Origin of the sequence: Leifsonia sp. NPDC014704 (genome assembly GCF_043083605.1) — a bacterium.
Classification (GTDB): Bacteria; Actinomycetota; Actinomycetes; order Actinomycetales; family Microbacteriaceae; genus Leifsonia.
Genome location: NZ_JBIBYW010000001.1, coordinates 676,516 through 701,204, shown reverse-complemented (window position 1 = coordinate 701,204; position 24,689 = coordinate 676,516). Strand labels below are relative to the sequence as shown.

The following is a 24,689-nucleotide window of genomic DNA, read 5'->3' as shown; positions in this document are numbered from 1 at the left end:
GAGGAGATAAGAGAAAATGACCGACACAACCGCCACCGCCGCGACCCCCACGGCCGCACTGTCCGCAGCGGGCGTCAGCATCTGGCTGGACGACCTGTCGCGCGAGCGCATCAACACGGGCAACCTCGAGAAGCTGATCGCCGAGAAGAACGTGGTCGGCGTGACCACGAACCCGACGATCTTCGCGGCCGCCCTCGCCAAGGGCGAGGCCTACGACGAGCAGGTGCGCCAGCTGGCCGCCGCCGGTGTGGACGTCGACGACGCGATCTTCGAGATCACCACCGACGACGTCGCCAAGGCGAGCGACATCTTCCACAGCGTCTACGAGCGCTCGAACGGCGTCGACGGCCGCGTGTCCATCGAGGTCGCCCCGGCGCTCGCCCGCGACACGAAGGCCACCATCGCGGCCGCGAAGAAGCTCGCGGACAAGATCCAGAAGCCGAACGTCATGATCAAGATCCCGGCGACGGTCGAGGGCCTCGAGGCCATCACGGAGACCATCGCGGCCGGCATCAGCGTCAACGTGACGCTGATCTTCAGTCTCGAGCGCTACCGCCAGGTCATCGACGCTTACCTCACCGGCCTCGAGAAGGCCAAGGCGGCGGGCATCGACCTCTCCGGCATCCACTCGGTCGCCTCGTTCTTCGTCTCCCGCGTGGACACCGAGGTGGACAAGCGCCTCAGCGCCATCGGCACGGACGAGGCCGAGAGCCTCAAGAGCAAGGCCGGCATCGCCAACGCCCGCCTCGCCTACGAGGTGTACGAGCAGCAGTTCGCCACCGAGCGTGCGAAGCTCCTCGTCGAGGCCGGCGCCAACGAGCAGCGCCCGCTGTGGGCCTCCACCGGCGTGAAGGACCCGAGCCTGCCCGACACGCTGTACGTCGAGGCGCTCGTCGCCCCGAACGTCGTCAACACGATGCCCGAGAAGACGCTGGACGCGACCTTCGACCACGGACACGTCACCGGCGACACCGTCACCGGCACCTACGCCGAGTCGAACGACGTGCTCAACAAGCTGGCCGACCTCGGCATCAGCTACGACGACGTGACCGAGACCCTCGAGCGCGAAGGCGTCGAGAAGTTCAACGTCTCGTGGGGCGAGCTCGTCGAGACCGTCAAGAACGCCCTCGAGGGAGCCGCCAAGTGACGTTCCGCATCCACGTCACGGGTCCGGCGGCGGAGGCCGTCCGCACCGTGGTGCCGCAGCTCGTCGCCGACAAGGTGGCGTCCGGCATCACGGCGCTCGACCCGGCCCTCTGGGGCCCCGCCGCCGAGGCCGAGGCGAGCAAGCGCCTCGGCTGGACCGAAGCGGTCGCCATCTCGCGCCCGCTGGTCCCCGAGATCGTCGCGCTCCGCGACGAGCTGCGCGCCAAGGGCGTGAACCACATCGTCCTCGGCGGCATGGGCGGCTCGTCGCTCGCGCCGGAGGTCATCACCCGTACGGCGGAGGCCGAGCTGACCGTGCTCGACTCGACCGACCCGAGCCAGGTGCTCTCCGCGCTCCGCGACCGGCTGGAGGCCACCGCGGTGGTCATCTCGTCCAAGTCGGGCTCGACGCTCGAGACCGACAGCCAGAAGCGCGTCTACGAGAAGTGGTTCGAGGACGCCGGGATCGACCCGCGCGAGCGGATCGTCGTCGTCACCGACCCGGGCTCGCCGCTCGACCAGTCCGCCCGTGAGGCCGGCTACCGCGTGTTCAACGCCGATCCGAACGTCGGCGGCCGTTACTCGGCACTCACCGCGTTCGGCCTCGTCCCCTCCGGCCTCGCCGGCGTCGACATCTCCGAGCTCCTCGACGAGGCGGACGCCACGTCCATCGAGCTCGCCGTCGACAACGAGCAGAACCCGGGCCTCGTGCTCGGCGCCGCCATCGCCGGCACGAGCCCGCTGAAGGACAAGCTGGGCATCGTCGCCGACGGGACCCACATCGTGGGCTTCGCCGACTGGGCGGAGCAGCTGATCGCCGAGTCCACCGGCAAGGAGGGCACCGGCCTGCTGCCGGTCGTGCTCGACAAGCTCGCCCCCGAGCTCGAGTCGAAGCCGGCCGATCTGCAGGTCGTCCGCCTCGTCGCCAACGCCGAGGCGCACCACCTGTTCCCGGCCGACCGCCACGAGGGCGAGATCCTGGTCTCCGGCAGCCTCGGCGCCCAGCTCATCGTCTGGGAGTACGCGGTCGCCGTCGCCGGACGCCTGCTCGGCATCAACCCGTTCGACCAGCCGGATGTGGAGGCCGCCAAGGTCGCCGCACGCTCGCTGCTCGACAACCGGCCGGAGCCCGTCACCCCCGCGTTCACCGCGGGCGGCATCGAGGTGCGCAGCACCGGGTCCTTCCTCGGCGAGGCGAGCACGCTCGACGCGGCCGTGGATGCCCTGCTCGCCCAGCTCGGGCCCGACGGCTACGTCGCTGTCCAGGCCTACGTGGACCGCCTCGCGCTCCCCCAGCTCGCGGGCATCCGCGACCTGCTGGCGGCGAAGGCGAACCGCCCGGTCACGTTCGGCTGGGGGCCGCGCTTCCTGCACTCGACGGGTCAGTTCCACAAGGGCGGACCAGCGGTCGGCGTGTTCCTGCAGATCACGGCGACGCCCTCCGAGGACCTCGAGATCCCCGGCCGTCCCTTCACTTTCGGGCAGCTCATCCAGGCCCAGGCCGCCGGCGACGCCAGCGTCCTCGGCGAGCACGGCCGCCCGGTGCTGACGCTGACGCTCACGAACCCCGAGGCGGATGTCGTCTCGCTGTTCGAGGCCGTCAACTGAGCCGTCGATAAAGGAGATCACCCACGTGTCACCGGTGGAAATCACCCCGGAGTTCAACCCGTTGCGGTTGCCCTCCGACCGCCGTCTGAATCGCATCGCCGGGCCCAGCAGCCTCATCATCTTCGGCGTGACAGGCGATCTGTCCCGCAAGAAGCTGATGCCCGCGGTGTACGACCTCGCGAACCGCGGCCTCCTGCCGCCCGGGTTCTCGCTCGTCGGGTTCGCCCGGCGTGACTGGGAGGACCAGGACTTCGAGAAGGTCGTGTACGACGCGGTCAAGCAGTACGCCCGCACGCCGTTCGACGACGACGTGTGGCAGCAGCTCGCACAGGGCATCCGCTTCGTTCCGGGCGAGTTCGACGACGACGACGCGTTCCAGCGCCTCAAGCAGACCGTCGAGGACCTGGACAAGGAGCGGGGGACCATGGGCAACCATGCGTTCTACCTGTCCATCCCGCCGAAGGCGTTCCCGATCGTCACCGAGCAGCTGAAGCGGTCCGGTCTCGCCGACCAGTCCGGCGACGGCTGGCGGCGCGTCGTCATCGAGAAGCCGTTCGGACACGACCTGCAGTCGGCTCGCGAGCTGAACGCGGTCGTCGAGACGGTCTTCCCCCCGGACTCGGTGTTCCGCATCGACCACTACCTCGGCAAGGAGACGGTCCAGAACATCCTGGCGCTGCGCTTCGCCAACGAGCTGTACGAGCCGATCTGGAACGCCAACTACGTCGACCACGTGCAGATCACCATGGCCGAGGACATCGGCGTGGGCGGCCGTGCCGGCTACTACGACGGCATCGGCGCTGCGCGCGACGTCATCCAGAACCACCTGCTGCAGCTCCTCGCCCTCACGGCGATGGAGGAGCCCATCTCGTTCAACGCCGCAGACCTGCGCGCCGAGAAGGAGAAGGTCCTCGCCGCCGTCCGTCTGCCCAAGGACCTCGCCAAGTCGACGGCCCGCGGACAGTACGGCAGCGGCTGGCAGGGCGGCGAGAAGGTCCCGGGCTTCTTGGAGGAGGACGGGATGAACCCGCAGTCCACCACGGAGACCTACGCGGCCATCAAGCTGGAGATCGGCACCCGCCGCTGGGCAGGCGTCCCCTTCTACCTGCGCGCGGGCAAGCGCCTCGGCCGCCGCGTGACCGAGATCGCGGTCGTCTTCAAGCGCGCTCCGCAGCAGCTCTTCGCGGAGTCGCAGACGAGTGCGCTCGGCCAGAACGCGCTCGTCATCCGCGTCCAGCCGGACGAAGGTGTGACCATCCGCTTCGGCTCGAAGGTCCCCGGCGCCGGCATGCAGGTGCGCGACGTCAGCATGGACTTCGGCTACGGCCACGCTTTCACCGAGGCCAGCCCCGAGGCGTACGAGCGGCTCATCCTGGATGTGCTTCTCGGCGACCCGCCGCTGTTCCCCCGCCACGAGGAGGTCGAGCTCTCCTGGAAGATCCTCGACCCGATCGAGGACTTCTGGGCCACGCAGGGCCAGCCCGAGCAGTACCGCCCCGGAACCTGGGGCCCGAAATCGGCCGACGAGCTCCTCGCCCGTGACGGCCGCGTCTGGAGGCGTCCATGATCGTCGACCTTCCCGCGACGACCGTCAGCAACATCTCGAAGGCGCTCGTCAAGATCCGCGAGGAGGGCGGCGCCGTCGCCCTCGGCCGCGTTCTGACGCTCATCATCGCGACGCACCTCGGACAGGAGGAGGAGGCCATCGAGGCCGCCAACGACGCCTCCCGCGAGCACCCGATGCGCGTGATCGTGGTGTCGACCGAGGAGGAGCGCACGCACAACGGCGACGGCCGCCTCGACGCGCAGATCCGTGTCGGCGGCGACGCCGGAGCCAGCGAGGTCATCGTGCTCCGCGCCTACGGCGAGACCGCGAGCGACGAGGAGGGACTGGTCACCGGCCTGCTCCTCCCCGACGCCCCCGTCGTTGTCTGGTGGCCGGGCATCGCGCCCGAGAAGGCATCCACCTCTCCCCTGGGCCGCATCGCGACCCGGCGGATCACGGACGCCTCCGCGCAGCCGAACCCGCAGGAGTTCCTGTTCCACCTGGGGCAGACGTACGCCCCCGGCGACACGGACTTCGCGTGGACCCGGTTGACGCTGTGGCGCGCCCAGCTCGCCGCGGTGCTCGACCAGCCGCCGTACGAGCCGATCATCGGCGTCGACGTGGCCGGCGCGGCCGACTCGCCCTCCACGCTGCTCCTCGCCGCCTGGCTGCGGCTCCAGCTGCAGGTGCCTGTGCAGTACGACCTCGCCTCGCGCGCGATCGGCTCAGGCGGCATCCACGGCGTGAAGATGGAGCGCGCGTCCGGCGTGATCGAGCTGCAGCGCGAGATCCCGAACGTCGCTCGTCTGTCGCAGCCGGGTCAGCCCTCGCACGACCTCTCCCTGCCACGCCGCAGTCTTCGGGACTGCCTGGCGGAAGAACTGCGTAGGCTGGACCCGGACGACCTCTACGGCGAGGTCATCACCAAGGGTCTCGCACTGCTGGAGACCTCCGACGAAGGAGCAGGCGCCAGGGCATGACGAACGAACGGCGGGTGCTCGTCCACCCGGACAAGGAGGCGCTGACCGCGTCGGTGGCCGCACGCTTCCTCACCAAGACGATCGACATCGTCGACGACCTGGGAGCGGCGAACATCGCGCTCACGGGAGGGACGATGGGCATCGCGGTGCTGGAGGCGGTCAACGCCTCCCCCGCTCGCGACACCATCGACTGGTCGAAGGTGCACTTCTGGTGGGGAGACGAGCGGTTCGTGCCGCGCGACGACCCCGACCGCAACGAGCGCCAGGCCCGCGAGGCCCTGCTCGACCACATCGCGGTCCCGCCGGAGAACGTGCACCCCTTCCCGTCGTCGGACGAGACGCCGGACATCGACGAGGCCGCCCGCCTGTACGCGGCCGAGCTCGAGGCGTTCGCCCACGAAGGCTGGCCGGTGCCGAAGTTCGACATCACCTTCCTCGGCGTCGGTCCCGACGGTCACATCGCGTCGCTGTTCCCCGACCGCCCGGGCATCCGCGAGGAGAAGGCGTCGGTGATCGCCGAGCGCGACTCGCCGAAGCCGCCGCCGCAGCGTCTGAGCCTCACCCGCCCGGTGATCAACTCGTCCGACCGCATCTGGCTGGTGCTGTCCGGCAGCGACAAGGCCAGCGCCCTAGGGCTCGCCCTCGCCGGTGCCAGCTACACCGAGGTCCCCGTCGCGGGTGCCAAGGGCCGCAAGCGCACGGTCTTCTTCGTCGACAAGGATGCCGCTGTCGACGTGCCCGAGAACCTCATCGCACCCAGCTACTGACCCGCTCCCGCAGCGTCGTCAGTCGCGCGCAGGGCGCGCCGGTCAATGGTCCGCGACTGCGGATCGCACGCCGGTCGTGCCCTGCCGCGGCGATGCGGCGGTCGAACGCGTGCGTCAGCAGGTGCAGGTAGAACGCAAGCAGGCGGGCCGCCTCGTCACGGACCTCCGCCTCCCGGGCGTCGAGGTCGAGTTCGTCCACCCAGCGCTGCAGTTCGGCGAACGTCACCCGGAGCCGGAGCGCCTGGCGCGCATCCGCCGCAGTCGTCACGTCGATATCATCGCAGCGCGCGAGCAGGATGTCGGCCTTCTCGGCCGCGTCGACCGCCTCTTCCAAGAGGGCCAGCAGACTGAGCCGGCTGACCTCGTCGCCGAGCGCACGCGGAGTGTCCGCCCGATCATCCCGTGCTCCCCGCATGCCCCGCAGTCTAGCCCCGAGACTTGCGCCAACCGGCGGCCGAAACGCACGAAGGCCGCCCACCGGGAGGTGGGCGGCCTTCGTGACGTGAACGATCAGTTGGTGGTCGGACGACCCCGACGGGCACGCAGCTGGTTGAGGGCGTCCTCGAGCAGCTGCTCCGCCTCCTCCTCGCTACGGCGCTCCTTCACGTACGCGAGGTGCGTCTTGTAGGGCTCCGTCTTCGCCACCGACGGCGGGTTCTCCTTGTCGCGGCCGGCCGGCAGACCGGTCGACGGCGAGTCGATGATGTCGGGGATCTCCTCCTCGGGGAGGTTCGCCGCGAAGTAGCGGACCGTCTCGTTGCCGAGAGCGTCCCAGTACGAGATCGCGACGCGGTCCGCGTGGAAACCGCGGTCCTGCTCGCCCATGGGCCCTGCGCCGACGCGCGAGCCGCGGATTGCACTGCCTCCGGATGCCATGCAGTCTCTCCTTCTTCAGTGTGCGCTTACGCGCTGAACTTCGTGATCAGACCGAGCACGACGATGCAGGTGATCCAGATCAGACCCAGGATCACGGTGATGCGGTTCAGGTTGCGCTCGGCGACACCCGACGCACCCAGGTTGGACGTGACGCCGCCGCCGAACATGTCGGACAGACCGCCGCCGCGACCCTTGTGCAGCAGGATGAGCAGCGTCAGCAGGAGGCTGGTGATGCCGAGCAGCACCTGCAGGACGACCTGGAGAATCAGCACATGGAACCTTTCGGGAAGCGTCCGGGCCGTGCCCGGGAAGACCAACGACCAGTATAACCGGCAGGAGCCCTCAGAGACCGACGTGCTTCTGATACCGGACGATCGCGGCGAACTCGTTCACGTCGAGGCTCGCACCGCCGACCAGGGCGCCGTCCACATTCGGCTCGCGCATGAAGCCGGCGATGTTGCCCGACTTCACCGAACCGCCGTACAGGATGCGCGTCTTGGCCGCGACGTCGTCGCCCAGCACCTCGGCGATGACCGCACGCAGTGCCGCCGCCACCTGCTCCGCCTGCTCGGGCGTCGCCGCCTGTCCGGAGCCGATGGCCCAGACCGGCTCGTACGCCACGACGAAGTCGGCGGCCGAGTCGACACGGGACAACGCGGCACGGAGCTGCGCAACCGGCACAGCGCTCGCGCCGTGGGTCTCGAGGTCCTCCGCCGTCTCGCCGACGCAGATGATCGGGGCGATGTTGTGCTTCAGCGCGGCGGCCACCTTTCCGGCGACCTGCTCGTCGGTCTCGGCGTGCAGCGTGCGCCGCTCCGAGTGACCGATGATGACGTACCGCGACTCCAGGGCCGCGAGGAACGCGGCCGAGATCTCGCCCGTGTACGCGCCCGACTCGTGCTCCGAGACGTCCTGTCCGCCGAAGGCGAGTGGCAGCTTGTCGGCCGCGACCAGCGTCTGCACGCTCCGCAGGTCGGTGAAGGGCGGGAAGACCGCCGCCTCCACCGCCGAGAAGTCGTGGTTGGCGTCCTTCAGCGTCCACGCGAGCTTCTGCACGAACGCGATCGCCTGGAGGTGGTCCAGGTTCATCTTCCAGTTGCCGGCGATGAGCGGGACACGCCGCACCGTGGGGCTCACTGCTGCCATCCGAGGACCTCCAGTCCGGGGAGTCGCTTGCCTTCGAGGAACTCGAGGCTCGCGCCTCCGCCCGTCGAGATGTGACCGAACTGGTCGTCACGGAACCCGAGCGCACGGACGGCCGCGGCGGAGTCGCCACCTCCGACGACGCTGAGGCCGTCGACCTCGGTGAGCGCCTGCGCGACCGCCTTCGTGCCCGCCGCGAACGGCGCCAGCTCGAACACGCCCATCGGGCCGTTCCAGAACACCGTGCGCGCTCCGCGGACGTACTCCGAGAACAGCTCGGCGGTCTCCGGGCCGATGTCGAGCCCCAGGCCCTTGTCACCCCAGTCGGTGTCCTCGATCGCGTCGACCGGGCGCACCACGTGCTCCGCGTCGGCGCCGAACTTCGAGGCCACCACGACGTCGCGCGGGAGCACCAGCTCGACGCCGAGCTCCTCGGCCTTCGCCAGGTAGCCCTTGACGGTGTCGATCTGGTCGGCTTCGAGCAGGCTCGACCCGACCTTCATGCCCTTGGCCGCGAGGAAGGTGAACAGCATCCCGCCGCCGATGAGCAGCGAGTTGACCTTCGGCAGCAGGTGACCGATGACACCGAGCTTGTCCGAGACCTTCGAGCCGCCGAGGACGACCGCGTACGGCCGCTCGGGGTTCTCGGTCAGACGGTCGAGCACGTCGAGCTCGGCCTGGATCAGCGTTCCGGCCGCGCTCGGCAGCAGCTGGGCGAGCTCGTAGACGCTCGCCTGCTTGCGGTGCACGACGCCGAAGCCGTCCGAGACGAAGGCGTCGCCGAAGGCGGCCAGCTTCTCGGCGAAGGCACGACGCTCGCCTTCGTCCTTCGAGGTCTCCCCCGGGTTGAACCGGAGGTTCTCCAGCAGGGCGACGTCGCCGTCGTTGAGGCCGTTGACGGCCTCCTCGGCGCCGCCGCCGACGGTGTCTTTGGCGAAGGTCACCGGCGCGCCCAGCAGCTCGGAGAGCCGCTGGGCGACCGGCGCCAGGCTGTACTTCGCATCCGGGGCGCCCTCGGGGCGTCCCAGGTGCGAGATCACGACCACCTTCGCGCCCTGGTTGATCAGGGCGTTCAGCGTGGGAATCGACGCTCGCACGCGACCGTCGTCCGTGATCTTCGCGCCGTCCAGGGGCACGTTGAGATCACAGCGGACGACGACCCGCTTGCCGGCGAGCGAACCGAGTGAGTCGAGAGTGCGGAGCGTCACGTCGGTTCCCTGCGCTTAGAGGCGCTCGGCGACGTACTCGGTCAGGTCGACGAGACGGTTGGAGTAGCCCCACTCGTTGTCGTACCAGCTCGAGAGCTTCACCTGGTCGCCGAGGACACGCAGCAGACCCGAGTCGAAGATCGAGGAGTGCGGGTCGGAGACGATGTCGGAGGAGACGATCTCGTCCTCCGTGTACTTGAGGATGCCCTTCAGCGGGCCCTCCGCCGCCTTCTTGTAGGCCGCCTTGACCTCGTCGACCGTGACCGGGCGCGAGGCGGTGACCGTGAGGTCGGTGATGGAGCCGGTGGGGACCGGGACGCGCAGCGCGAAGCCGTCGAGCTTGCCCTTGAGCTCCGGGAGGACGAGGCCGATGGCCTTCGCCGCACCGGTGGAGGTCGGGACGATGTTGATCGCGGCGGCGCGGGCGCGACGCAGGTCGGAGTGCGGGCCGTCCTGGAGGTTCTGGTCGGCGGTGTAGGCGTGGACCGTGGTCATCAGACCGCGCTCGATGCCGAACTCGTCGTTGAACACCTTGGCGAGCGGCGCGAGGCAGTTCGTGGTGCAGGACGCGTTGGAGATGATGTTGTGCGACGCCGGGTCGTAGAGGTGCTCGTTCACGCCCATGACGAACGTGGCGTCCTCGCCGGTCGCCGGAGCCGAGATGATGACCTTCTTGGCGCCCGCCTCGATGTGCTTGCGCGCGTCGTCGGCCTTGGTGAAGCGGCCGGTCGACTCGATGACGATGTCGACGCCCAGGTCGCCCCAGCCGAGGTTGGCGGGGTCGCGCTCCGCGAGGACCTTGATCGGGTTGCCGTTGACGACGATGTTGTCGCCGTCGAGCTCCACCGTCGCGTCGAGACGGCCCGTGATGGAGTCGTACTTGAGCAGGTGTGCGAGCGTCTTGTTGTCGGTGAGGTCGTTCACCGCGACAACCTCGAGGTCGCTGCCCTTCGCCAGGGCGGCGCGCAGGTAGTTACGACCAATGCGACCGAACCCGTTGATTCCGATCTTTACGGACACAGATGTCTCCAGTTACTCGATGGGCGCCGGACGGCGCGCTTTGTCAGGTGTTGATTGCGGACGGCGGCGTCCCGGGAGGGTCCCTCCCGGGACGCCCACCCGCCTACGACAGTAGCAGCAGACCCGCGGTCTTCTCGCGCGCACGGACGAAGCGGTCATTGACATCGCCCCAGTTGGTGATGTTCCAGAACGCCTTCACGTAGTCGGCCTTCACGTTGACGTAGTCGAGGTAGAAGGCGTGCTCCCACATGTCGAGCATGAGGAGCGGGACGGTCGCCGCAGCGAGGTTGCCCTGGTGGTCGTACAGCTGCTCGATGATGAGCTTCTGCCCGAGCGAGTCCCAGGCCAGGATCGACCAGCCGGAGCCCTGGATGCCGAGCGCCGACGCCGTGAAGTGGGCGCGGAACTTGTCGAACGAGCCGAAGAACTCGTCGATCGCGGCGGCCAGCTCGCCGACCGGCTTGTCGCCGCCGTCCGGGGAGAGGTTGTTCCAGAACACCGTGTGGTTGACGTGGCCGGCGAGGTTGAACGCGAGGTCCTTCTCGAGCTTGTTGACGTAGGTCAGGTCGTCGGCGTCGCGCGCCTCAGCCAGCTTGGCGATGGCGGTGTTCGCGCCGTCGACGTACGTCTTGTGGTGCTTGTCGTGGTGCAGCTCCATGATCCGGCCGCTGATGTTCGGCTCAAGAGCCGAGTAGTCGTACGGAAGGTCCGGCAGCGTGTAGTCAGCCATTACTCATCTCCACTGTTGTTGTGATTCGAGCGACTCGTCGAGTCTAGTAAGGGCAACCCGGGCGGCCATCGGATGCTTCCTTCCGGCCGCACGTTCCCCGTCGAAACTTACACCTCGTCCAGATCGGCGGGGAGGCTCGCCTCCGTGCCGGGGATGCCGAGGTCGCTCGCGCGCTTGTCCGCCATCGCGAGCAGGCGGCGGATGCGGCCGGCCACGGCGTCCTTCGTCATGGGCGGGTCGGCGTGGTGACCCAGCTCGTCCAGGCTGGAGTCGCGGTGCGCGAGACGCAGCTCACCCGCGTAGCGCAGGTGCTGCGGGACGTCGGGGCCGAGGATCTCGAGCGCGCGCTCCACGCGCGCGCACGCGGCGACGGCGGCCTGGGCCGAGCGGCGCAGGTTGGCGTCGTCGAAGTTGACCAGGCGGTTGGCGTTGGCGCGCACCTCGCGGCGCTGCCGAAGCTCCTCCCAGTTGGTGACGGTCTGGAGGGCACCCATCGCGACGAGCATGGCGCTGATCGCCTCGCCGTCGCGGATGACGACGCGGTGAACGCCGCGCACCTCACGGGCCTTGGCCGCGATGCCGAGACGGCCGGCTGCGCCGACGAGCGCCATGGCGGCCTCGTTACCGGGGCAGGTGACCTCGAGGGCGGCGGAGCGGCCCGGATCGGTGAGCGAGCCGTGGGCGAGGAAGGCTCCGCGCCAGACGGCGGCGAGCTCGTCGCGGGAGCCGGTGGTCAGGCGGTTCGGGAGGCCGCGGATCGGCCGGCGACGCGCATCCAGGAGTCCGGTCTGCCGGGCGAGCGTCTCGCCGCCCTCGAGCACGCGGACGAGGTACTGGCTGCTGCGGCGCAGTCCGGACGCGGAGATGACGGACACCTCGCTGCGGACGCCGTACAGCTCCGCGAGGTCTTTCCGCACCCGCCGGGCGAGTTCCGGGGTGTCGAGTTCGCTCTCGACCGCGATCCGGCCGCCGATGAGGTGCAGACCGCCCGAGAACCGGAGGATGGTGGCCAGTTCTGCTGCTCGGACCGTGGTCTTGCTGACCTCGACCTTCGTGAGCTCGTCCTTGACGTCGGCGGTGAGAGCCAATCGGATTCCTTACTGTCTCAAGGCGGGGATGGTGCCGTGGAGGGAAAAGCCGTGATCATTCACGGCCGAGGTCGCGGTGCTTGGTGTTGACCGACAGACCGGGGAAACTCCGCAACCGCGCCGCGAGCTCTTCCGCAATCGCGACGGACCGGTGCTTTCCGCCAGTGCAGCCTATCGCGATCAGAGCGTGCCGTTTGTTCTCACGCTGGTAGCCGGACATGATCGGGCGGAGCGCCGAGACGTATCCCTGGATGAACTCGTCGGCGCCGTCCTGCGCCAGGACGTAGTCGCTGACGATCTCCTCCAGACCCGTGTGCGGCCGCAGCTCGGGGTTCCAGAACGGGTTCGGCAGGAAGCGCGCGTCGGCGACCATGTCGGCGTCGGCGGGCAGCCCGTACTTGAAGCCGAAGCTCATCACCGTCACCTGCACGTCGGCGGCGTCCTCCGCCGCGAAGGTGTCGGTGATGTTGGTCGCCAGCTGGTGGATGTTGAGGTCGGTGGTGTCGACGATGATGTCGCTCGCTTCGCGGATCTCGCGCAACCGCGTCCGCTCCGCCGAGATGCCGTCGAGGATGGTGCCGTCACCCTGCAGCGGGTGCGGCCTGCGCACCTGCTCGAACCGGCGGACGAGCACCGCGTCGGACGCCTCCAGGAACAGCACGCGCACCTTCGTGCCCTCGCGGAGGCTCTGGATCATGTCGCGCAGATCGACGAAGAAGTTGCGCCCGCGAACGTCGACGACCGCGGCGATGCGGGGCAGACCCGACTCGGCGCGGTTGGCGAGCTCGATCAGCGGGCGCAGCATCTGCGGGGGGAGGTTGTCCACGACGTACCAGTCGAGGTCCTCCAGCGCATTGGCGACCGTCGAGCGGCCGGCGCCCGACATCCCGGTGACGATGAGGACTTCCTGCTGCTCGGCGTTCGTCGCGACTGTGTCGCCGTCGGTGGCCATCGTCCGGTCTCCTCCGTTGTGGTGTTCCCCCAGCCTAGCGACTGCCGCCCTCTGCGAGCCGCTCGAAGATCGCGGTCGCGAGGGTCGGACCGACCCCGCGCACCTCGGAGATCTGCTCGGGCGTCGCCTTGCGCAGCTGCGCCACCGAGCCGAAGTGCTTCAGCAGCTCCTTCACACGCGACGGACCGAGGCCCGGGATCTCGCCCAGCACCGTCCCGATGTCGCGCTTGCGGCGCGCCCGCTGGTAGGTGATAGCGAAGCGGTGGGCCTCATCGCGGAGGCGCTGGATGAGGAACAGGGCGTCGCTGTTCCGCGGCAGGATCACCGGGAAGTCGGAGTCCGGCAGCCAGATCTCCTCCAGGCGCTTGGCGATTCCCGCGAGCTGGATGCCGGTGACCCCGGACTCGTCGAGCGCGCGCTTCGCGGCGGCGACCTGGGGCTGGCCTCCGTCGACGATCAGCAGGTTCGGCGGGTAAGAGAACTTGCGGCGACGGCCCTCGGCGGCATCCACGATCTCGTCGGCACCGGCCGCGCCCTCGGCGTCGAGCGCCGTCTCCTCATCGACGGTGGGGGCGGCGTCGGCTGCCGCTGCCGGCGCGTCCTTCAGGTACGCCAGGCGGCGGGAGATGACCTGGTAGATCGACTCCGTGTCGTCGGTCGACTCGGGGATGCTGAACCGGCGGTACTGGTCCTTGCGCGGCAGGCCGTCCTCGAAGACCACCATCGACGCCACGATGTTCGTGCCGCTGAGGTGCGAGACGTCGTAGCACTCCATCCGGAGCGGGGCCTCGTCCATGCCGAGGGCGTCCTGGATGTCGTTCAGCGCCTTCGACCGCGCCACGAAGTCCGAGCTCCGCCGGGTCTTGTACAGGACGAGCGCGTTCTTCGCGTTCATCTCGACCGTCTGCGCGATCGCGGCCTTGTCGCCGCGCTGCGCCGTGCGCAGCTCGACGCGGCCGGTGAGACGGCCGCGGGCGGCGGACGGGTCCGGCGTCTCGCGGCGGCGCTGGGTCAGCCACTGCTCGAGCTCCGCGGTGTCTTCCGGCAGCTCGGGCACGATGATCTCGCGCGGCGGGGCGTCCGGTCCGTCGTAGGCGTTCTGGACGACCGTCTCGACGAGTTCGGCGAGCTCCATGTCGAGCTCCTTGTCGACGACCCAGCTGCGCACACCGCGGACGCGGCCGCCGCGCACGATGAACTGCTGGACGGCCGCGGCCAGCTCGTCGTGGGCGATGCCGAAGACGTCGGCGTCGATGTTCTCCGGAAGAACGACCGCGCTCTTGCCGAGCACTCCCTCGAGCGCCTGGATGGCGTCGCGGTGGCGCGCGGCGGACTCGTAGTCCATCGTGCCGGCCGCCTGCTTCATCTTCTCGTTCAGGTCGCGCAGGTAGCCGCTGTCGTTGCCCGCCATGAAGGAGGCGAAGTCGATGGCGAGCGACTTGTGGTCGCCGGGCGAGATGCGCCCGACGCAGGGCGCTGCGCACTTGCCGATGTCGCCCAGGAGGCAGGGCCGCCCGGTGAGTTCGGCGCGGCGGTAGACGCCGTCGGAGCAGCTCCGCATCGGGAAGGCCTTCAACATCAGGTCGACCGTCTCGCGGATCGCCCAGACCTTCGTGTACGGGCCGAAGTAGCGGGCGTCCTTGATGTTGCGGTTGCGCGTGATCATGACGCGCGGGATGCGGTCGCCGAGCGTCACCGCCAGGTACGGGTACGTCTTGTCGTCGCGGAACTTGACGTTGAAAGGCGGGTTGAACTCCTTGATCCAGGTGTATTCCAGCTGCAGCGCCTCGTACTCCGTGCCGACGACCGTCCACTCGACGCTCGCCGCGGTGGTGACCATGCGGCGGGTGCGCTCGTGGAGGCTGCGCAGCGGCTGGAAGTAGTTGCTCAGCCGCGCGCGCAGGTTCTTCGCCTTGCCGACGTAGAGCACGCGCCGGTTCTTGTCACGGAACCGGTACACCCCGGGCTGCGTCGGGATCTCGCCGGCCTTCGGCCGGTAGCTGACAGTGTCTGCCATGGCGCCTCTTACGCGGCGCCCCGGGCGGACTCGCCCTGCAGGATCTCCTTGAGGAAGAAGCCGGTGTGGCTGCCCGGGGTCTCCGCGACCTTTTCGGGTGTGCCCGTCGCGATGACCTCTCCGCCGCCGGCGCCACCCTCCGGACCCATGTCGATGATCCAGTCGGCCGACTTGATGACGTCGAGGTTGTGCTCGATGACGATCACCGTGTTGCCCTTGTCGAGCAGGCCGTTCAGCACCAACAGCAGCTTGCGGACATCCTCGAAGTGCAGACCCGTCGTCGGCTCGTCGAGCACGTACACGCTACGGCCGTTGGACCGGCGCTGCAGCTCGGTCGCGAGCTTCACGCGCTGCGCCTCGCCGCCGGAGAGGGTCGTCGCGCTCTGCCCGAGCCGGACGTAGCCGAGGCCGACGTCGACGAGTGTCTGCAGGTAGCGGTGGATGGCCGAGATCGGCCGGAAGAACTCCGCCGCCTCACTGATCGGCATGTCGAGCACTTCGGCGATGTTCTTGCCCTTGTAGTGCACGGACAGGGTGTCGCGGTTGTACCGCGCTCCCCCGCACACCTCGCACGCGACGTAGACGTCGGGCAGGAAGTTCATCTCGATCTTGATCGTGCCGTCCCCCGAGCACGCCTCGCAGCGTCCTCCCTTGACGTTGAAGCTGAACCGCCCAGGCAGGTAGCCGCGGGTCTTCGCCTCCGGCGTCTCGGCGAACAGGTTGCGGATGCGATCGAAGACGCCGGTGTAGGTCGCCGGGTTCGACCGCGGGGTGCGGCCGATGGGCGCCTGGTCGACGTGGACGACCTTGTCGAGGTTCTCGAGACCGGTGACGGTTCGGTGCTTTCCCGGCACCTTGCGGGCGCCGTTGAGCTTGTTGGCCATCACCCGGTACAGGATGTCGTTGACGAGCGACGACTTGCCCGAACCGGAGACTCCGGTCACCGCCACGAACGTGCCGAGAGGGAAGTCGACCGTGACCTTCTTCAGGTTGTTGGCCTCCGCATCCACGACGCGGATCATCCGCTTCTTGTCGACCTTGCGGCGCTTGGACGGGATGGCGATCTCACGACGCCCCGCCAGGTAGTCGCCGGTCAGCGACTCGGTGTTGGCGAGCAGGTCGTCGTACGAACCGGAGTGGACGACGTGACCGCCGTTGACTCCCGCGCCGGGGCCGATGTCGACGATCCAGTCGGCGGTGCGGATGGTGTCCTCGTCGTGCTCGACCACGATCAGCGTGTTGCCGAGGTCGCGCAGGGCGACGAGCGTGTCGATGAGCCGGCGGTTGTCGCGCTGGTGCAGACCGATGCTCGGCTCGTCGAGCACGTAGAGCACACCGGTCAGGCCGGAGCCGATCTGGGTCGCCAGGCGGATGCGCTGCGCCTCGCCGCCGGACAGCGTGCCGGCCGCGCGGGCCAGGTCGAGGTAGCTGAGGCCGACCTGGATGAGGAAGTCGAGCCGGACCTTGATCTCGCGCAGCACCTGCGCACCGATCTTCTGCTCGCGCTCCGTCAGGTGCAGCTTCTCCATGAAGTTGCGGGCGTCGCTCAGGCTGAGCAGCGACGCATCGGCGATGCTCTTGCCGTGCACGAGCACCGCGAGCACCTCGGGCTTCAGCCGCTTGCCGCCGCAGACCGGGCACGGGACCTCGCGCAGGTACTCGGCCCAGCGGGCGCGCTGCGTGTCGGTCTCGGCCTGCAGGTACTGCCGCTCGATGTAGGGCACCACGCCCTCGAAGCCGGAGGTGTACGACATCTCGCGGCCGTAGCGGTTCTTCCACCGCACCTTGACCTCGAAGTTGTCGCCGTGCAGCACCGCGTCGCGCACGTTCTCCGGCAGCTTCTTCCACGGCGTCTTGAGCGAGAACTTGAGGTCGCGGGCGAGGCCGTCGAGCAGCTTCTCGTAGTAGTTGAAGAGTCCCTTGCCCTGGGTGGTCCACGGCACGATGACGCCTTCGGCGATGCTGAGCTCGTCGTCGCCGAGCAGGAGCTCGTCATCCACCGACATGCGGGTGCCGAGGCCGGAGCACTCGGGGCAGGCACCGAACGGGGCGTTGAACGAGAAGGTGCGCGGCTCGATCTCGGTCAGCTGGATCGGGTGGCCGTTGGGGCACGACAGCTTCTCGCTGAAGTTCTGCCACGCGGCGGGCCCTTCGCGGTCGACGTAGTTGACCTGCACCAGGCCGTCGGTCAGGCGCAGCGCCGTCTCCAGGGAGTCGGTCAGCCGGCCGAGGATGTCCGGGCCGGCGACGAGGCGGTCGACGACGACCGAGATGTCGTGCTTGTACTGCTTCTTCAGCGTCGGCGGCTCGGAGAGCTGGATCTGCTCGCCGTCGACGAGTGCGCGCGAGTAACCGCTCGCCGCGAGCTCCTTGAAGAGGTCGACGAACTCGCCCTTCTTCTGCGAGACCACCGGGCTGACGACCATGTAGCGGGTGCCGGGCTCGAGCTCCATGAGCTGGTCGGCGATCTGCTGGACGGTCTGGCGCTGGATGCGCTCACCGCAGATCGGACAGTGCGGAACGCCGATACGCGCCCACAGCAGACGCATGTAGTCGTAGATCTCGGTGATGGTGCCCACCGTGGACCGCGGGTTGCGGTTGGTCGACTTCTGGTCGATCGACACCGCGGGGCTGAGGCCCTCGATGAAGTCGACGTCCGGCCGGTCCACCTGGCCCAGGAACTGCCGCGCGTACGCGGACAGCGACTCGACGTAGCGGCGCTGCCCCTCCGCGAAGATCGTGTCGAACGCGAGCGACGACTTGCCGGATCCGGACAGGCCCGTGAAGACCACCATCGAGTCGCGTGGGATCTCGAGGTCGACGTTGTGCAGGTTGTGAACGCGTGCTCCGCGCACACTGAGGTGCGACCCCGTCACCCTGCTGATGTTGCCGGATTCCCCGACCCGATCGCTGTTCACTCGCCCGCTGCTCACTCGCTCTATTCTCCGCCATCCGTACTGGGAAATCGGGGCTGTTCGCCCACCGCGCACCCGTTCGCCAGGTCGAACGTGTGTTCGATTCTACCCTGGACGGCACGGTGATCCCGTGCAGCCGCGAGTCTAGGCGCGACCACCGACATTCCAACCCTCGGCGAGTGGATGCGAAGGCTGGAGTGGATGCGGACGCCGGGCCGAGCGCTCAGCGCGGCGCTCGGCGGAGCAGGGCGGGGAGCAGCAGGCCGACCAGCGCGGCGAGGGCGAGTCCGGAGACGGCGGCGAGCACGGGGACGCTCGGCCCGATGCCTCCGCCGCCCCGGAGCAGCAGCAGGGCGACGGCGGCGAGCTGCACCGGCACCTGGATGATCGCGAACCGACGAAGAGAAGGGAGCAGCACCGCGGGCTGCAGGCGTGCGGCGGCGGGCAGGGCCAGCATCCATCCGGCCAGCAGGTGGAGGGCGTGCGCACCGGCGATCAGGCCGAGCAGGCGCGGAGTGAGCGTGCCGGGCTCGACCAGGGAGGACAGCAGCAGCACCCCGATGAGCACCCACGCGGTCAGCCAGCGCGGCCGCCACACCGAGACGCCGATCAGGAGGGCTGCGATGCCCGTCCACGGACCCTCGGGCACGCCGACCAGCACGAGCAACAGCGCGATCGCGGCGAAGAGCGCGCGGACAGACCAGGCAGGAACGGTCCGTACGCCGAGCACCGGCGCCGGCGTCGACGACCCGGATGGTGTCCCGACCGGCGTCCCGGCACCGAGTGCGGGCCCGTTCGCCGGCCGCGCGTCGTCGCGGCTCACCGTCGGGCCCGTCCGGACGCCAGCACACGCAGCGCCGCCTCGCGCAGTGCAGCATCCTGCCAGACGAGCAGCTCTACGCCGCCCGCCTGCAGCTGCTCGAGGCGGAGGGAGCGCTCGAGCTCGATGGTGCGCAGGGCCAGGCGGTCACGGGCGGGCAGCTCTCGCGCATCCCGGGCCGGCAGTACGTCGACCGCGATCACCCTGTGGCCGGCGGCGCGCCAGGTGAGTGCGAGCGTCACGGCCTGATCGTCGAGGAAGGTCGACAGGACGAACACGATCGAGCCAGGGGCGAGCCGCGGAGAACGGACCCGCGTGAACGGCGCCCCGTTCGCGGCGGTCGCCTCGATCGCCCGCAGCACACGCTCCCGGTGCCGAGCGCCGGCCCGCGGAGGGAGCATACGGCGCGACTCCCCCAGGTCGTCGAACCCGATCCGGTCGGCCGCGCCCGCGTAGGCGGCGGCGAGCGAGGAAGCGGCCTCGCGCGCGAGGTCGAGCGACGACACCGCCGGCCGCGGGTACGCACGCGACCAGTCGGCGACGACCGCGCTGACATCATCCCGGGCGTCGAGCACGAGGTGGACGGCCGCGTCCGAAGTCGCCGTCGTGCGCCGGACGTACAGGTCGACTCCGCGACCGGCGCGCGCCGTGGCCTTCCAGTCGATGCGCCGCAGCCGGTCGCCGGGATGGAACAGGTCGATGTCGCGGAACTCGCCGCCGTCGCCCGGCCGCGTGGAGACGTGCTGCCCCGTCAGCCCGAGCAGCCGCGCGGGTAGTGGAAGGCTGCGGAGGGGCGCGCGCCGGGGCCGCACCACCCGTTCGACCGCGGCCTCGTCCGTGGGCGCGCTCGCCCAGGCGGCATCCGCGCCGAGGGCGCGCGCTTCGACCGCGGCGACGCGCTGCGGACCGGAGTGCACGATGGGCACCTCGCTCCGGAGGTCGGCGGCGGTCCGCGGGGTGACGACCGCCTCGACGGGTGCAGCACCGCCCAGGCTCAGGCGGAGGTGTGCGGCGTCAGGACGCTGGCCGGCAGAGACGGCGACGTGAACGCCGAGAGTCGCGTCGCCGACCGCGCCGCGGGCGGCCTCCTCAACGGTCACAGCCGTGGTGATCTCGACCGGGTCGACGGACCCGGCCGGCCGGCGGTCCCATCCCCACGCCGCGGAGAGCAGCAGCGGGATGCCGATCAGCGCCGGTTCGAGCCGGGACATGATGAAGGCGGCGACGACGCCGATCACTCCGACGACGATCGCGCCCGCCAACGCCGGGCTGGGCATCCACCCGACCCGCGTGGCGGTCGCTGCCCGCTCGGTCACCGGAACCTCGCGCCCTGGGCGGGGGCGGTCACGCGGGCGGCTCCGCCGCCGCGCGCTGGGCCGTCCCGACCGCGGGCGGTCCCGGCACGGTGTTGACCACCTCCAGGACGACCTGCTCCGCACGAACACCGCCCGTCCACGCCTGCACCGTCAAGGTGAGCCGGTGCGCGAGCACCGCGATCGCGACGGCCTTCACATCGTCGGGGATGACGAAGTCGCGCCCATCGAGCACGGCCAGTGCTCGCGCGACGAGGAGGAGGCCCTGCGAACCGCGCGGGGACGCCCCGACCTCGACGGAGCGGTGCCGGCGGGTGGCTGCGGCGAGACGGACGCAGTACGCCGCGATGTCCGCATCCACATCCACCGCCTCGACGCCCGCCTGCATGGCTGCGAGCGTCGCCGCGTCGATGACCGCCTCGACCGTGGCGACCTCATGCCGCCGCGCAACGCGGGAGAGCAGGACGCGCGACTCCCCCGCCTCGTCCGGGTAGCCGACGCCGAGCCGCACCATGAACCGGTCGAGCTGCGCCTCGGGAAGCGCGTACGTGCCCTCCGACTCGATCGGGTTCGCCGTCGCGACGACGTGGAAGGGCGATGGGAGCGGGAAGCTGCGGCCCTCGACCGACACCTGCCCCTCGGCCATGGCCTCCAGCAGCGCGGACTGCGTCTTCGGCGAGGTGCGGTTGATCTCGTCGGCGAGGAACAGGCCCGTGAACACCGGTCCTGGACGGAACTCGAAGTCGCCGCTGCTCGGCACGTACACGAACGACCCGGTGATGTCGGAGGGCAGCAGGTCAGGGGTGCATTGGAGGCGGCGGAAGTCGAGTCCGACGGCCGCCGCGATGCTGCGGGCGGCGAGGGTCTTGCCGAGGCCGGGCACGTCTTCGAACAGCACGTGGCCGCCCGCCAGGATCGTGGCGAAGGCGATCCGCAGCGGTTCGCGCATCCCGACCACGACGCTGCCGACCCGATCGAGCACGGCCGCGCCGAGCCGGGCGACCTCGTCGACCGGCAGCGAAGCGGATGCGTCCGACGGGGATGCGGCGGTGGTGGATGCGGTGCGGGGGTCAGCGGGCACGGGTCGGCTCCTCGGGCGAGTGGGCGGTGGGGGTACGAGTGACGGACGGCGCGTGTTGAGGCACGAGCTGTTCGAGGCGGTCGAGCACGGCGGAGATCTGCGAGGTCCGCGGAGACGTGACGACGGACCCACGACGGAGGAGCGCGAGGATGTCGGAGCCGAGGAGCGCTTCCAGCTGCGCATCCGCCGCGCGATCCTCCAGGTCGAGCCCGCGCAGGGCGAGGGCGCGCTCGGCGACCGAACGGAGGGCGCGTAGCCCCTCCGGCGACGCGCGGCCGCCGCGCGAGCTGAGCGACCAGCCGAGGGCGACGACATCCCGTCGCGACCCGGCACGCACTGGCGGCGCGGCCGGCGGCCAGGTCAGATCGTCCGCCTCGCCGAGGGCCGACAGACAGGCTGCGAACGCCAGGGCCGCAGCCCCCAGGCCGGTTGCGTGGGCTTCGTCCATCCCGAGCGACCACGCCGCCAGACCGACCGCGACGCCCAGCACGGCGCTCAGGATGAGACGGCGCAGCAGGCGCGGCGGGAGGCGCTTCGGACGCGGAGCGACCCGCTGCCGTTGGACCTCGCGGCGGGCGTCCCGCTCGGTGCGGGGCGTTCGCCGAGTGTCTCGTGCGCTCATCGGCGGCCCCCTTCCCGGGTGATCGGCCGGCCGCCGGACGCGACGCTCCAGGATGCCCGCAGCGCCTCCACCGCATCACGGGCGGCTGCGACGTCGTCGGTGGTCACGGGCGCGCTGCTGAACCGCGCGCGCAGGTACAGGGCGAGGAGCCGGGCCGCAGCGTCGCGGTCGGCCGCCACGCGGGCGACGACGCGCGCGGCGAATTCGGCGGGCGTCTCGGCGGGGAGGCGACGGACGCCGGAATCGGCGGCGCCCTCCTCCAGTCCCACCCAGGCGGCCTCGATCGCGTCGCGCGGCTCGCGCGGCTCGGCGAGAACCTCAGCGGCGCGGTCGAGTCCGCGGCGCACCTGCTCCGGCTCGGGCTCTGGGCCCTGGTCGGCATGCACCTCGGAGGTCTCCGCCACGCCGACCGTGTCGAGCGGAGGCAGTTCGAGCGGCCGAGACGGACGGCGACGCAGACGCCAGAGCAGCGCCAGGCCGATGATGACCGCGAGCACGACGAGAGCGACCAGCAGCCACGACAGGTCGACGCGGACCTCGTGCGCTGTTCCGCGCGGTGCCGGGCTGCCCGACTGCTGCGGCGCCGGCGCCTGCGTCCGGACGGGGCCGGGCGGCAGGAACATCCGCGGCCCGCTGAACTGCGGTGCTCCCTGGAACGCCACGGCGACGAGGGCGACCGCCGCGAGCACGACGCACACGGCGAGGGTCCATCGCCGCCGTCCGCCCGCCTTCGTGGTCACCCTGCCACCGTAACCCGCGCGGACGCCCAGCAGTGCCGTCGGTCAGCCCAGGTGCCCGGCCTTCTCCATCTGCCGCAGATCGCGCTTCAGATCGGAGAGCTCGTCGCGCAAGCGGGCCGCCAGTTCGAACTTCAGCTCGCCCGCCGCCGCCAGCATCTGCTGGTTGAGGTCGGCGATGAGTCCTTCGAGCTCTGCCGCACCCTGTGCCGCGATCCCGCCGTTGCGCAGGTTGGGCGTCGGGCTCTTGCGCTTCTGCTCCCGCCCGGCGAGCATCCGCGCGGTGTCCGCCTCCTCGCGCGCCAGCACGTCGGTGATGTCGGCGATGCGCTTGCGGAGCGGGGTCGGATCGATGCCGTTGACGCGGTTGTACTCGATCTGCTTCTCGCGCCTCCGGTCGGTCTCCTCGATCGCGCTCTTCATCGAGTCGGTGAGCACGTCCGCGTACATGTGGACCTGCCCGGACACGTTTCGAGCGGCTCGTCCGATCGTCTGCACCAGCGAGGTCGAGGAGCGCAGGAAGCCCTCCTTGTCGGCGTCGAGGATGGCGACCAGCGACACCTCCGGAAGGTCGAGTCCCTCACGCAGCAGGTTGATGCCGACCAGCACGTCGTAGACGCCCGCGCGGAGCTCGCTGAGCAGCTCCACCCGGCGCAGCGTGTCGACGTCCGAGTGGAGGTATCGCACCTTCACCCCCGCCTCCGCGAGGAAGTCGGTGAGTTCCTCCGCCATCTTCTTGGTGAGCGTGGTGACGAGCACGCGCTCGTCGCGCTCCACCCGCAGGCGGATCTCCTCCAGCAGGTCGTCGATCTGCCCCTTAGTGGGCTTGACCACGATCTCGGGATCGATCAGGCCGGTCGGGCGGATGATCTGCTCGACCACGCCGTCGGCGATGCCCATCTCGTACTTGCCCGGGGTGGCCGAGAGGTACACCGTCTGACCGACCCGGTCTTTGAACTCGTTCCACTTCAGCGGGCGGTTGTCGAGAGCGCTCGGCAGCCGGAAACCGTGCTCGACCAGCGTGCGCTTCCGCGACGCGTCGCCCTCGTACATGGCGCCGATCTGCGGAACGGTGACGTGCGACTCGTCGATCACGACGAGGAAGTCGTCGGGGAAGTAGTCGAGCAGGCAGTTCGGGGCCTCCCCCGGCGCGCGACCGTCGATGTGACGCGAGTAGTTCTCGATACCGGAGCAGAAACCGATCTGCTCCATCATCTCGAGGTCGAACTGGGTACGCATCCGCAGCCGCTGGGCCTCGAGCAGCTTGCCCTCGCGCTCCAGCTCCTGCAGGCGCTCCTGAAGCTCCTCCTGAATGGTTCCGATCGCACGCTGCATCGTCGCGGGGCTGGCGGCGTAGTGCGTTGCCGGGAACACGGAAACAGCGTCCATCTTCTTGATGACGTCGCCGGTCAGCGGGTGCAGCGAGTACAGCGCCTCGATCTCGTCGCCGAACAGCTCGATGCGGATCGCGTTCTCTTCGTAGACCGGGATGATCTCGATCGTGTCGCCGCGCACGCGGAACTTGCCGCGCGAGAAGTCGACGTCGTTGCGCTCATACTGCATGTTCACGAAGCGGCGGATCAGCGCGTCGCGGCCGACGTTCTGGCCGACCTGCAGGGCGACCATGGCCTCCAGGTACTCCTCAGCGGCACCGAGGCCGTAGATGCACGAGACGGTCGAGACGACGACGACGTCGCGCCGGCTGAGCAGCGAATTGGTGGTGGAGTGGCGCAGCCGCTCGACCTCGGCGTTGATCGACGAGTCCTTCTCGATGAAGGTGTCCGTCTGCGGAACGTAGGCCTCGGGCTGGTAGTAGTCGTAGTACGAGACGAAGTACTCGACCGCGTTGTTGGGCAGGAGCTCGCGGAACTCGTTCGCCAGCTGCGCGGCAAGCGTCTTATTGTGCGCGAGCACCAGGGTCGGGCGCTGCACCTGCTCGATCAGCCAGGCGGTCGTCGCCGATTTTCCGGTACCCGTCGCACCCAGCAGCACCACGTCGGTCTCACCCGCGTTGATACGTGCGGAAAGTTCGGCGATCGCCTGCGGCTGGTCGCCGCTCGGACTGTATTCGCTGACGACCTCGAACGGACGGACGGAGCGCGTGGGAAGCATGTCTCCAG

The 24,689-nt window shown here is 69.8% G+C and carries 22 protein-coding genes; 5 read left to right on the top strand and 17 right to left on the bottom strand.

The genetic code is table 11. From position 1 onward, the window contains the following. Positions 1-16 precede the first annotated feature (16 nt). The 5 genes from tal to pgl are packed head-to-tail and all read left to right on the top strand — an operon-like array spanning position 17 to position 6,047. Positions 17-1,147: a transaldolase gene (gene tal, locus ACF1AJ_RS03435; RefSeq protein ID WP_391506116.1), complete on the top strand. Its 1,131-nt coding sequence runs from the start codon at positions 17-19 to the stop codon at positions 1,145-1,147. After that, complete coding sequence (locus tag ACF1AJ_RS03430) at positions 1,144-2,754, top strand: glucose-6-phosphate isomerase (protein ID WP_391506115.1); 1,611 nt, start codon at positions 1,144-1,146, stop codon at positions 2,752-2,754. The genes tal and ACF1AJ_RS03430 overlap by 4 nt, the downstream gene beginning before the upstream one ends. 25 nt (positions 2,755-2,779) lie before the next feature. Beyond that, entirely contained in the window at positions 2,780-4,321 is a 1,542-nt protein-coding gene (gene zwf, locus ACF1AJ_RS03425) for a glucose-6-phosphate dehydrogenase (RefSeq protein WP_309859865.1), read from the top strand. Next, positions 4,318-5,280, top strand: a complete 963-nt coding sequence (locus tag ACF1AJ_RS03420) for a glucose-6-phosphate dehydrogenase assembly protein OpcA (RefSeq protein ID WP_391506114.1) — start codon at positions 4,318-4,320, stop codon at positions 5,278-5,280. Before zwf ends, ACF1AJ_RS03420 begins: the two co-directional genes overlap by 4 nt. Further along, positions 5,277-6,047 (top strand): 6-phosphogluconolactonase, encoded by a 771-nt coding sequence (pgl, locus tag ACF1AJ_RS03415; protein WP_391506113.1) that lies wholly within the window; start codon positions 5,277-5,279, stop codon positions 6,045-6,047. Before ACF1AJ_RS03420 ends, pgl begins: the two co-directional genes overlap by 4 nt. Here the strand turns inward: pgl and ACF1AJ_RS03410 are convergent. From ACF1AJ_RS03410 to uvrB, 17 genes are all read right to left on the bottom strand, one after another. Next, positions 6,028-6,462: a hypothetical protein gene (locus ACF1AJ_RS03410; RefSeq protein ID WP_391506112.1), complete on the bottom strand. Its 435-nt coding sequence runs from the start codon at positions 6,460-6,462 to the stop codon at positions 6,028-6,030. The genes pgl and ACF1AJ_RS03410 overlap by 20 nt on opposite strands. 95 nt (positions 6,463-6,557) lie before the next feature. After that, complete coding sequence (locus ACF1AJ_RS03405; protein WP_018191138.1) at positions 6,558-6,923, bottom strand: RNA polymerase-binding protein RbpA; 366 nt, start codon at positions 6,921-6,923, stop codon at positions 6,558-6,560. A gap of 26 nt (positions 6,924-6,949) precedes the next feature. Continuing rightward, positions 6,950-7,195: a preprotein translocase subunit SecG gene (secG, locus tag ACF1AJ_RS03400; protein ID WP_018191139.1), complete on the bottom strand. Its 246-nt coding sequence runs from the start codon at positions 7,193-7,195 to the stop codon at positions 6,950-6,952. A gap of 70 nt (positions 7,196-7,265) precedes the next feature. Next, a complete protein-coding gene (tpiA, locus tag ACF1AJ_RS03395; RefSeq protein WP_391506111.1) occupies positions 7,266-8,069 on the bottom strand; it encodes a triose-phosphate isomerase in 804 nt (267 codons plus the stop codon). Continuing rightward, complete coding sequence (locus ACF1AJ_RS03390) at positions 8,057-9,274, bottom strand: phosphoglycerate kinase (protein WP_018191141.1); 1,218 nt, start codon at positions 9,272-9,274, stop codon at positions 8,057-8,059. Before ACF1AJ_RS03390 ends, tpiA begins: the two co-directional genes overlap by 13 nt. Positions 9,275-9,289: 15 nt before the next feature. Next, the gene (gap, locus tag ACF1AJ_RS03385; RefSeq protein ID WP_018191142.1) at positions 9,290-10,294 is read right to left on the bottom strand and encodes a type I glyceraldehyde-3-phosphate dehydrogenase; all 1,005 of its coding nucleotides are present in this window, start codon (positions 10,292-10,294) and stop codon (positions 9,290-9,292) included. Positions 10,295-10,397: 103 nt separating this feature from the next. Next, positions 10,398-11,024, bottom strand: coding sequence for a superoxide dismutase (locus ACF1AJ_RS03380; protein ID WP_020077536.1), 627 nt, complete (start codon positions 11,022-11,024; stop codon positions 10,398-10,400). Between the two features lie 107 nt (positions 11,025-11,131). Next, a complete protein-coding gene (whiA, locus tag ACF1AJ_RS03375) occupies positions 11,132-12,112 on the bottom strand; it encodes a DNA-binding protein WhiA (RefSeq protein WP_018191144.1) in 981 nt (326 codons plus the stop codon). A gap of 55 nt (positions 12,113-12,167) precedes the next feature. Continuing rightward, positions 12,168-13,064 carry an RNase adapter RapZ gene (gene rapZ / locus ACF1AJ_RS03370; protein ID WP_089876044.1) on the bottom strand — a complete coding sequence of 299 codons (897 nt, stop codon included), beginning with the start codon at positions 13,062-13,064 and terminating at the stop codon, positions 12,168-12,170. A 34-nt stretch (positions 13,065-13,098) separates the two neighbouring features. Continuing rightward, entirely contained in the window at positions 13,099-15,081 is a 1,983-nt protein-coding gene (gene uvrC / locus ACF1AJ_RS03365) for an excinuclease ABC subunit UvrC (RefSeq protein ID WP_391506110.1), read from the bottom strand. Positions 15,082-15,089: 8 nt separating this feature from the next. Then, entirely contained in the window at positions 15,090-17,999 is a 2,910-nt protein-coding gene (gene uvrA / locus ACF1AJ_RS03360) for an excinuclease ABC subunit UvrA (RefSeq protein ID WP_018191147.1), read from the bottom strand. A gap of 220 nt (positions 18,000-18,219) precedes the next feature. Continuing rightward, complete coding sequence (locus ACF1AJ_RS03355; protein ID WP_391506109.1) at positions 18,220-18,819, bottom strand: hypothetical protein; 600 nt, start codon at positions 18,817-18,819, stop codon at positions 18,220-18,222. Further along, a complete protein-coding gene (locus ACF1AJ_RS03350; protein ID WP_391506108.1) occupies positions 18,816-20,132 on the bottom strand; it encodes a DUF58 domain-containing protein in 1,317 nt (438 codons plus the stop codon). The genes ACF1AJ_RS03355 and ACF1AJ_RS03350 overlap by 4 nt, the downstream gene beginning before the upstream one ends. 28 nt (positions 20,133-20,160) lie before the next feature. Then, positions 20,161-21,210, bottom strand: a complete 1,050-nt coding sequence (locus tag ACF1AJ_RS03345; RefSeq protein ID WP_391506107.1) for an AAA family ATPase — start codon at positions 21,208-21,210, stop codon at positions 20,161-20,163. Further along, positions 21,200-21,832 (bottom strand): hypothetical protein, encoded by a 633-nt coding sequence (locus ACF1AJ_RS03340; protein ID WP_391506106.1) that lies wholly within the window; start codon positions 21,830-21,832, stop codon positions 21,200-21,202. Before ACF1AJ_RS03340 ends, ACF1AJ_RS03345 begins: the two co-directional genes overlap by 11 nt. Beyond that, positions 21,829-22,572 carry a DUF4129 domain-containing protein gene (locus tag ACF1AJ_RS03335; protein WP_391506105.1) on the bottom strand — a complete coding sequence of 248 codons (744 nt, stop codon included), beginning with the start codon at positions 22,570-22,572 and terminating at the stop codon, positions 21,829-21,831. Before ACF1AJ_RS03335 ends, ACF1AJ_RS03340 begins: the two co-directional genes overlap by 4 nt. Positions 22,573-22,614: 42 nt before the next feature. Next, a complete protein-coding gene (uvrB, locus tag ACF1AJ_RS03330) occupies positions 22,615-24,681 on the bottom strand; it encodes an excinuclease ABC subunit UvrB (protein ID WP_309859901.1) in 2,067 nt (688 codons plus the stop codon). Positions 24,682-24,689 lie beyond the last annotated feature (8 nt).

Excerpts from the sequence above, each read along its gene's own strand:
- tal (WP_391506116.1), top strand. The coding sequence starts at position 17 with ATGACCGACACAACCGCCACCGCCGCGACCCCCACGGCCGCACTGTCC.
- ACF1AJ_RS03420 (WP_391506114.1), top strand. The coding sequence starts at position 4,318 with ATGATCGTCGACCTTCCCGCGACGACCGTCAGCAACATCTCGAAGGCG.
- pgl (WP_391506113.1), top strand. The coding sequence starts at position 5,277 with ATGACGAACGAACGGCGGGTGCTCGTCCACCCGGACAAGGAGGCGCTG.
- ACF1AJ_RS03410 (WP_391506112.1), bottom strand. The coding sequence starts at position 6,462 with ATGCGGGGAGCACGGGATGATCGGGCGGACACTCCGCGTGCGCTCGGC.
- ACF1AJ_RS03405 (WP_018191138.1), bottom strand. The coding sequence starts at position 6,923 with ATGGCATCCGGAGGCAGTGCAATCCGCGGCTCGCGCGTCGGCGCAGGG.
- tpiA (WP_391506111.1), bottom strand. The coding sequence starts at position 8,069 with ATGGCAGCAGTGAGCCCCACGGTGCGGCGTGTCCCGCTCATCGCCGGC.
- ACF1AJ_RS03380 (WP_020077536.1), bottom strand. The coding sequence starts at position 11,024 with ATGGCTGACTACACGCTGCCGGACCTTCCGTACGACTACTCGGCTCTT.
- rapZ (WP_089876044.1), bottom strand. The coding sequence starts at position 13,064 with ATGGCCACCGACGGCGACACAGTCGCGACGAACGCCGAGCAGCAGGAA.
- uvrC (WP_391506110.1), bottom strand. The coding sequence starts at position 15,081 with ATGGCAGACACTGTCAGCTACCGGCCGAAGGCCGGCGAGATCCCGACG.
- ACF1AJ_RS03340 (WP_391506106.1), bottom strand. The coding sequence starts at position 21,832 with ATGAGCGCACGAGACACTCGGCGAACGCCCCGCACCGAGCGGGACGCC.
- uvrB (WP_309859901.1), bottom strand. The coding sequence starts at position 24,681 with ATGCTTCCCACGCGCTCCGTCCGTCCGTTCGAGGTCGTCAGCGAATAC.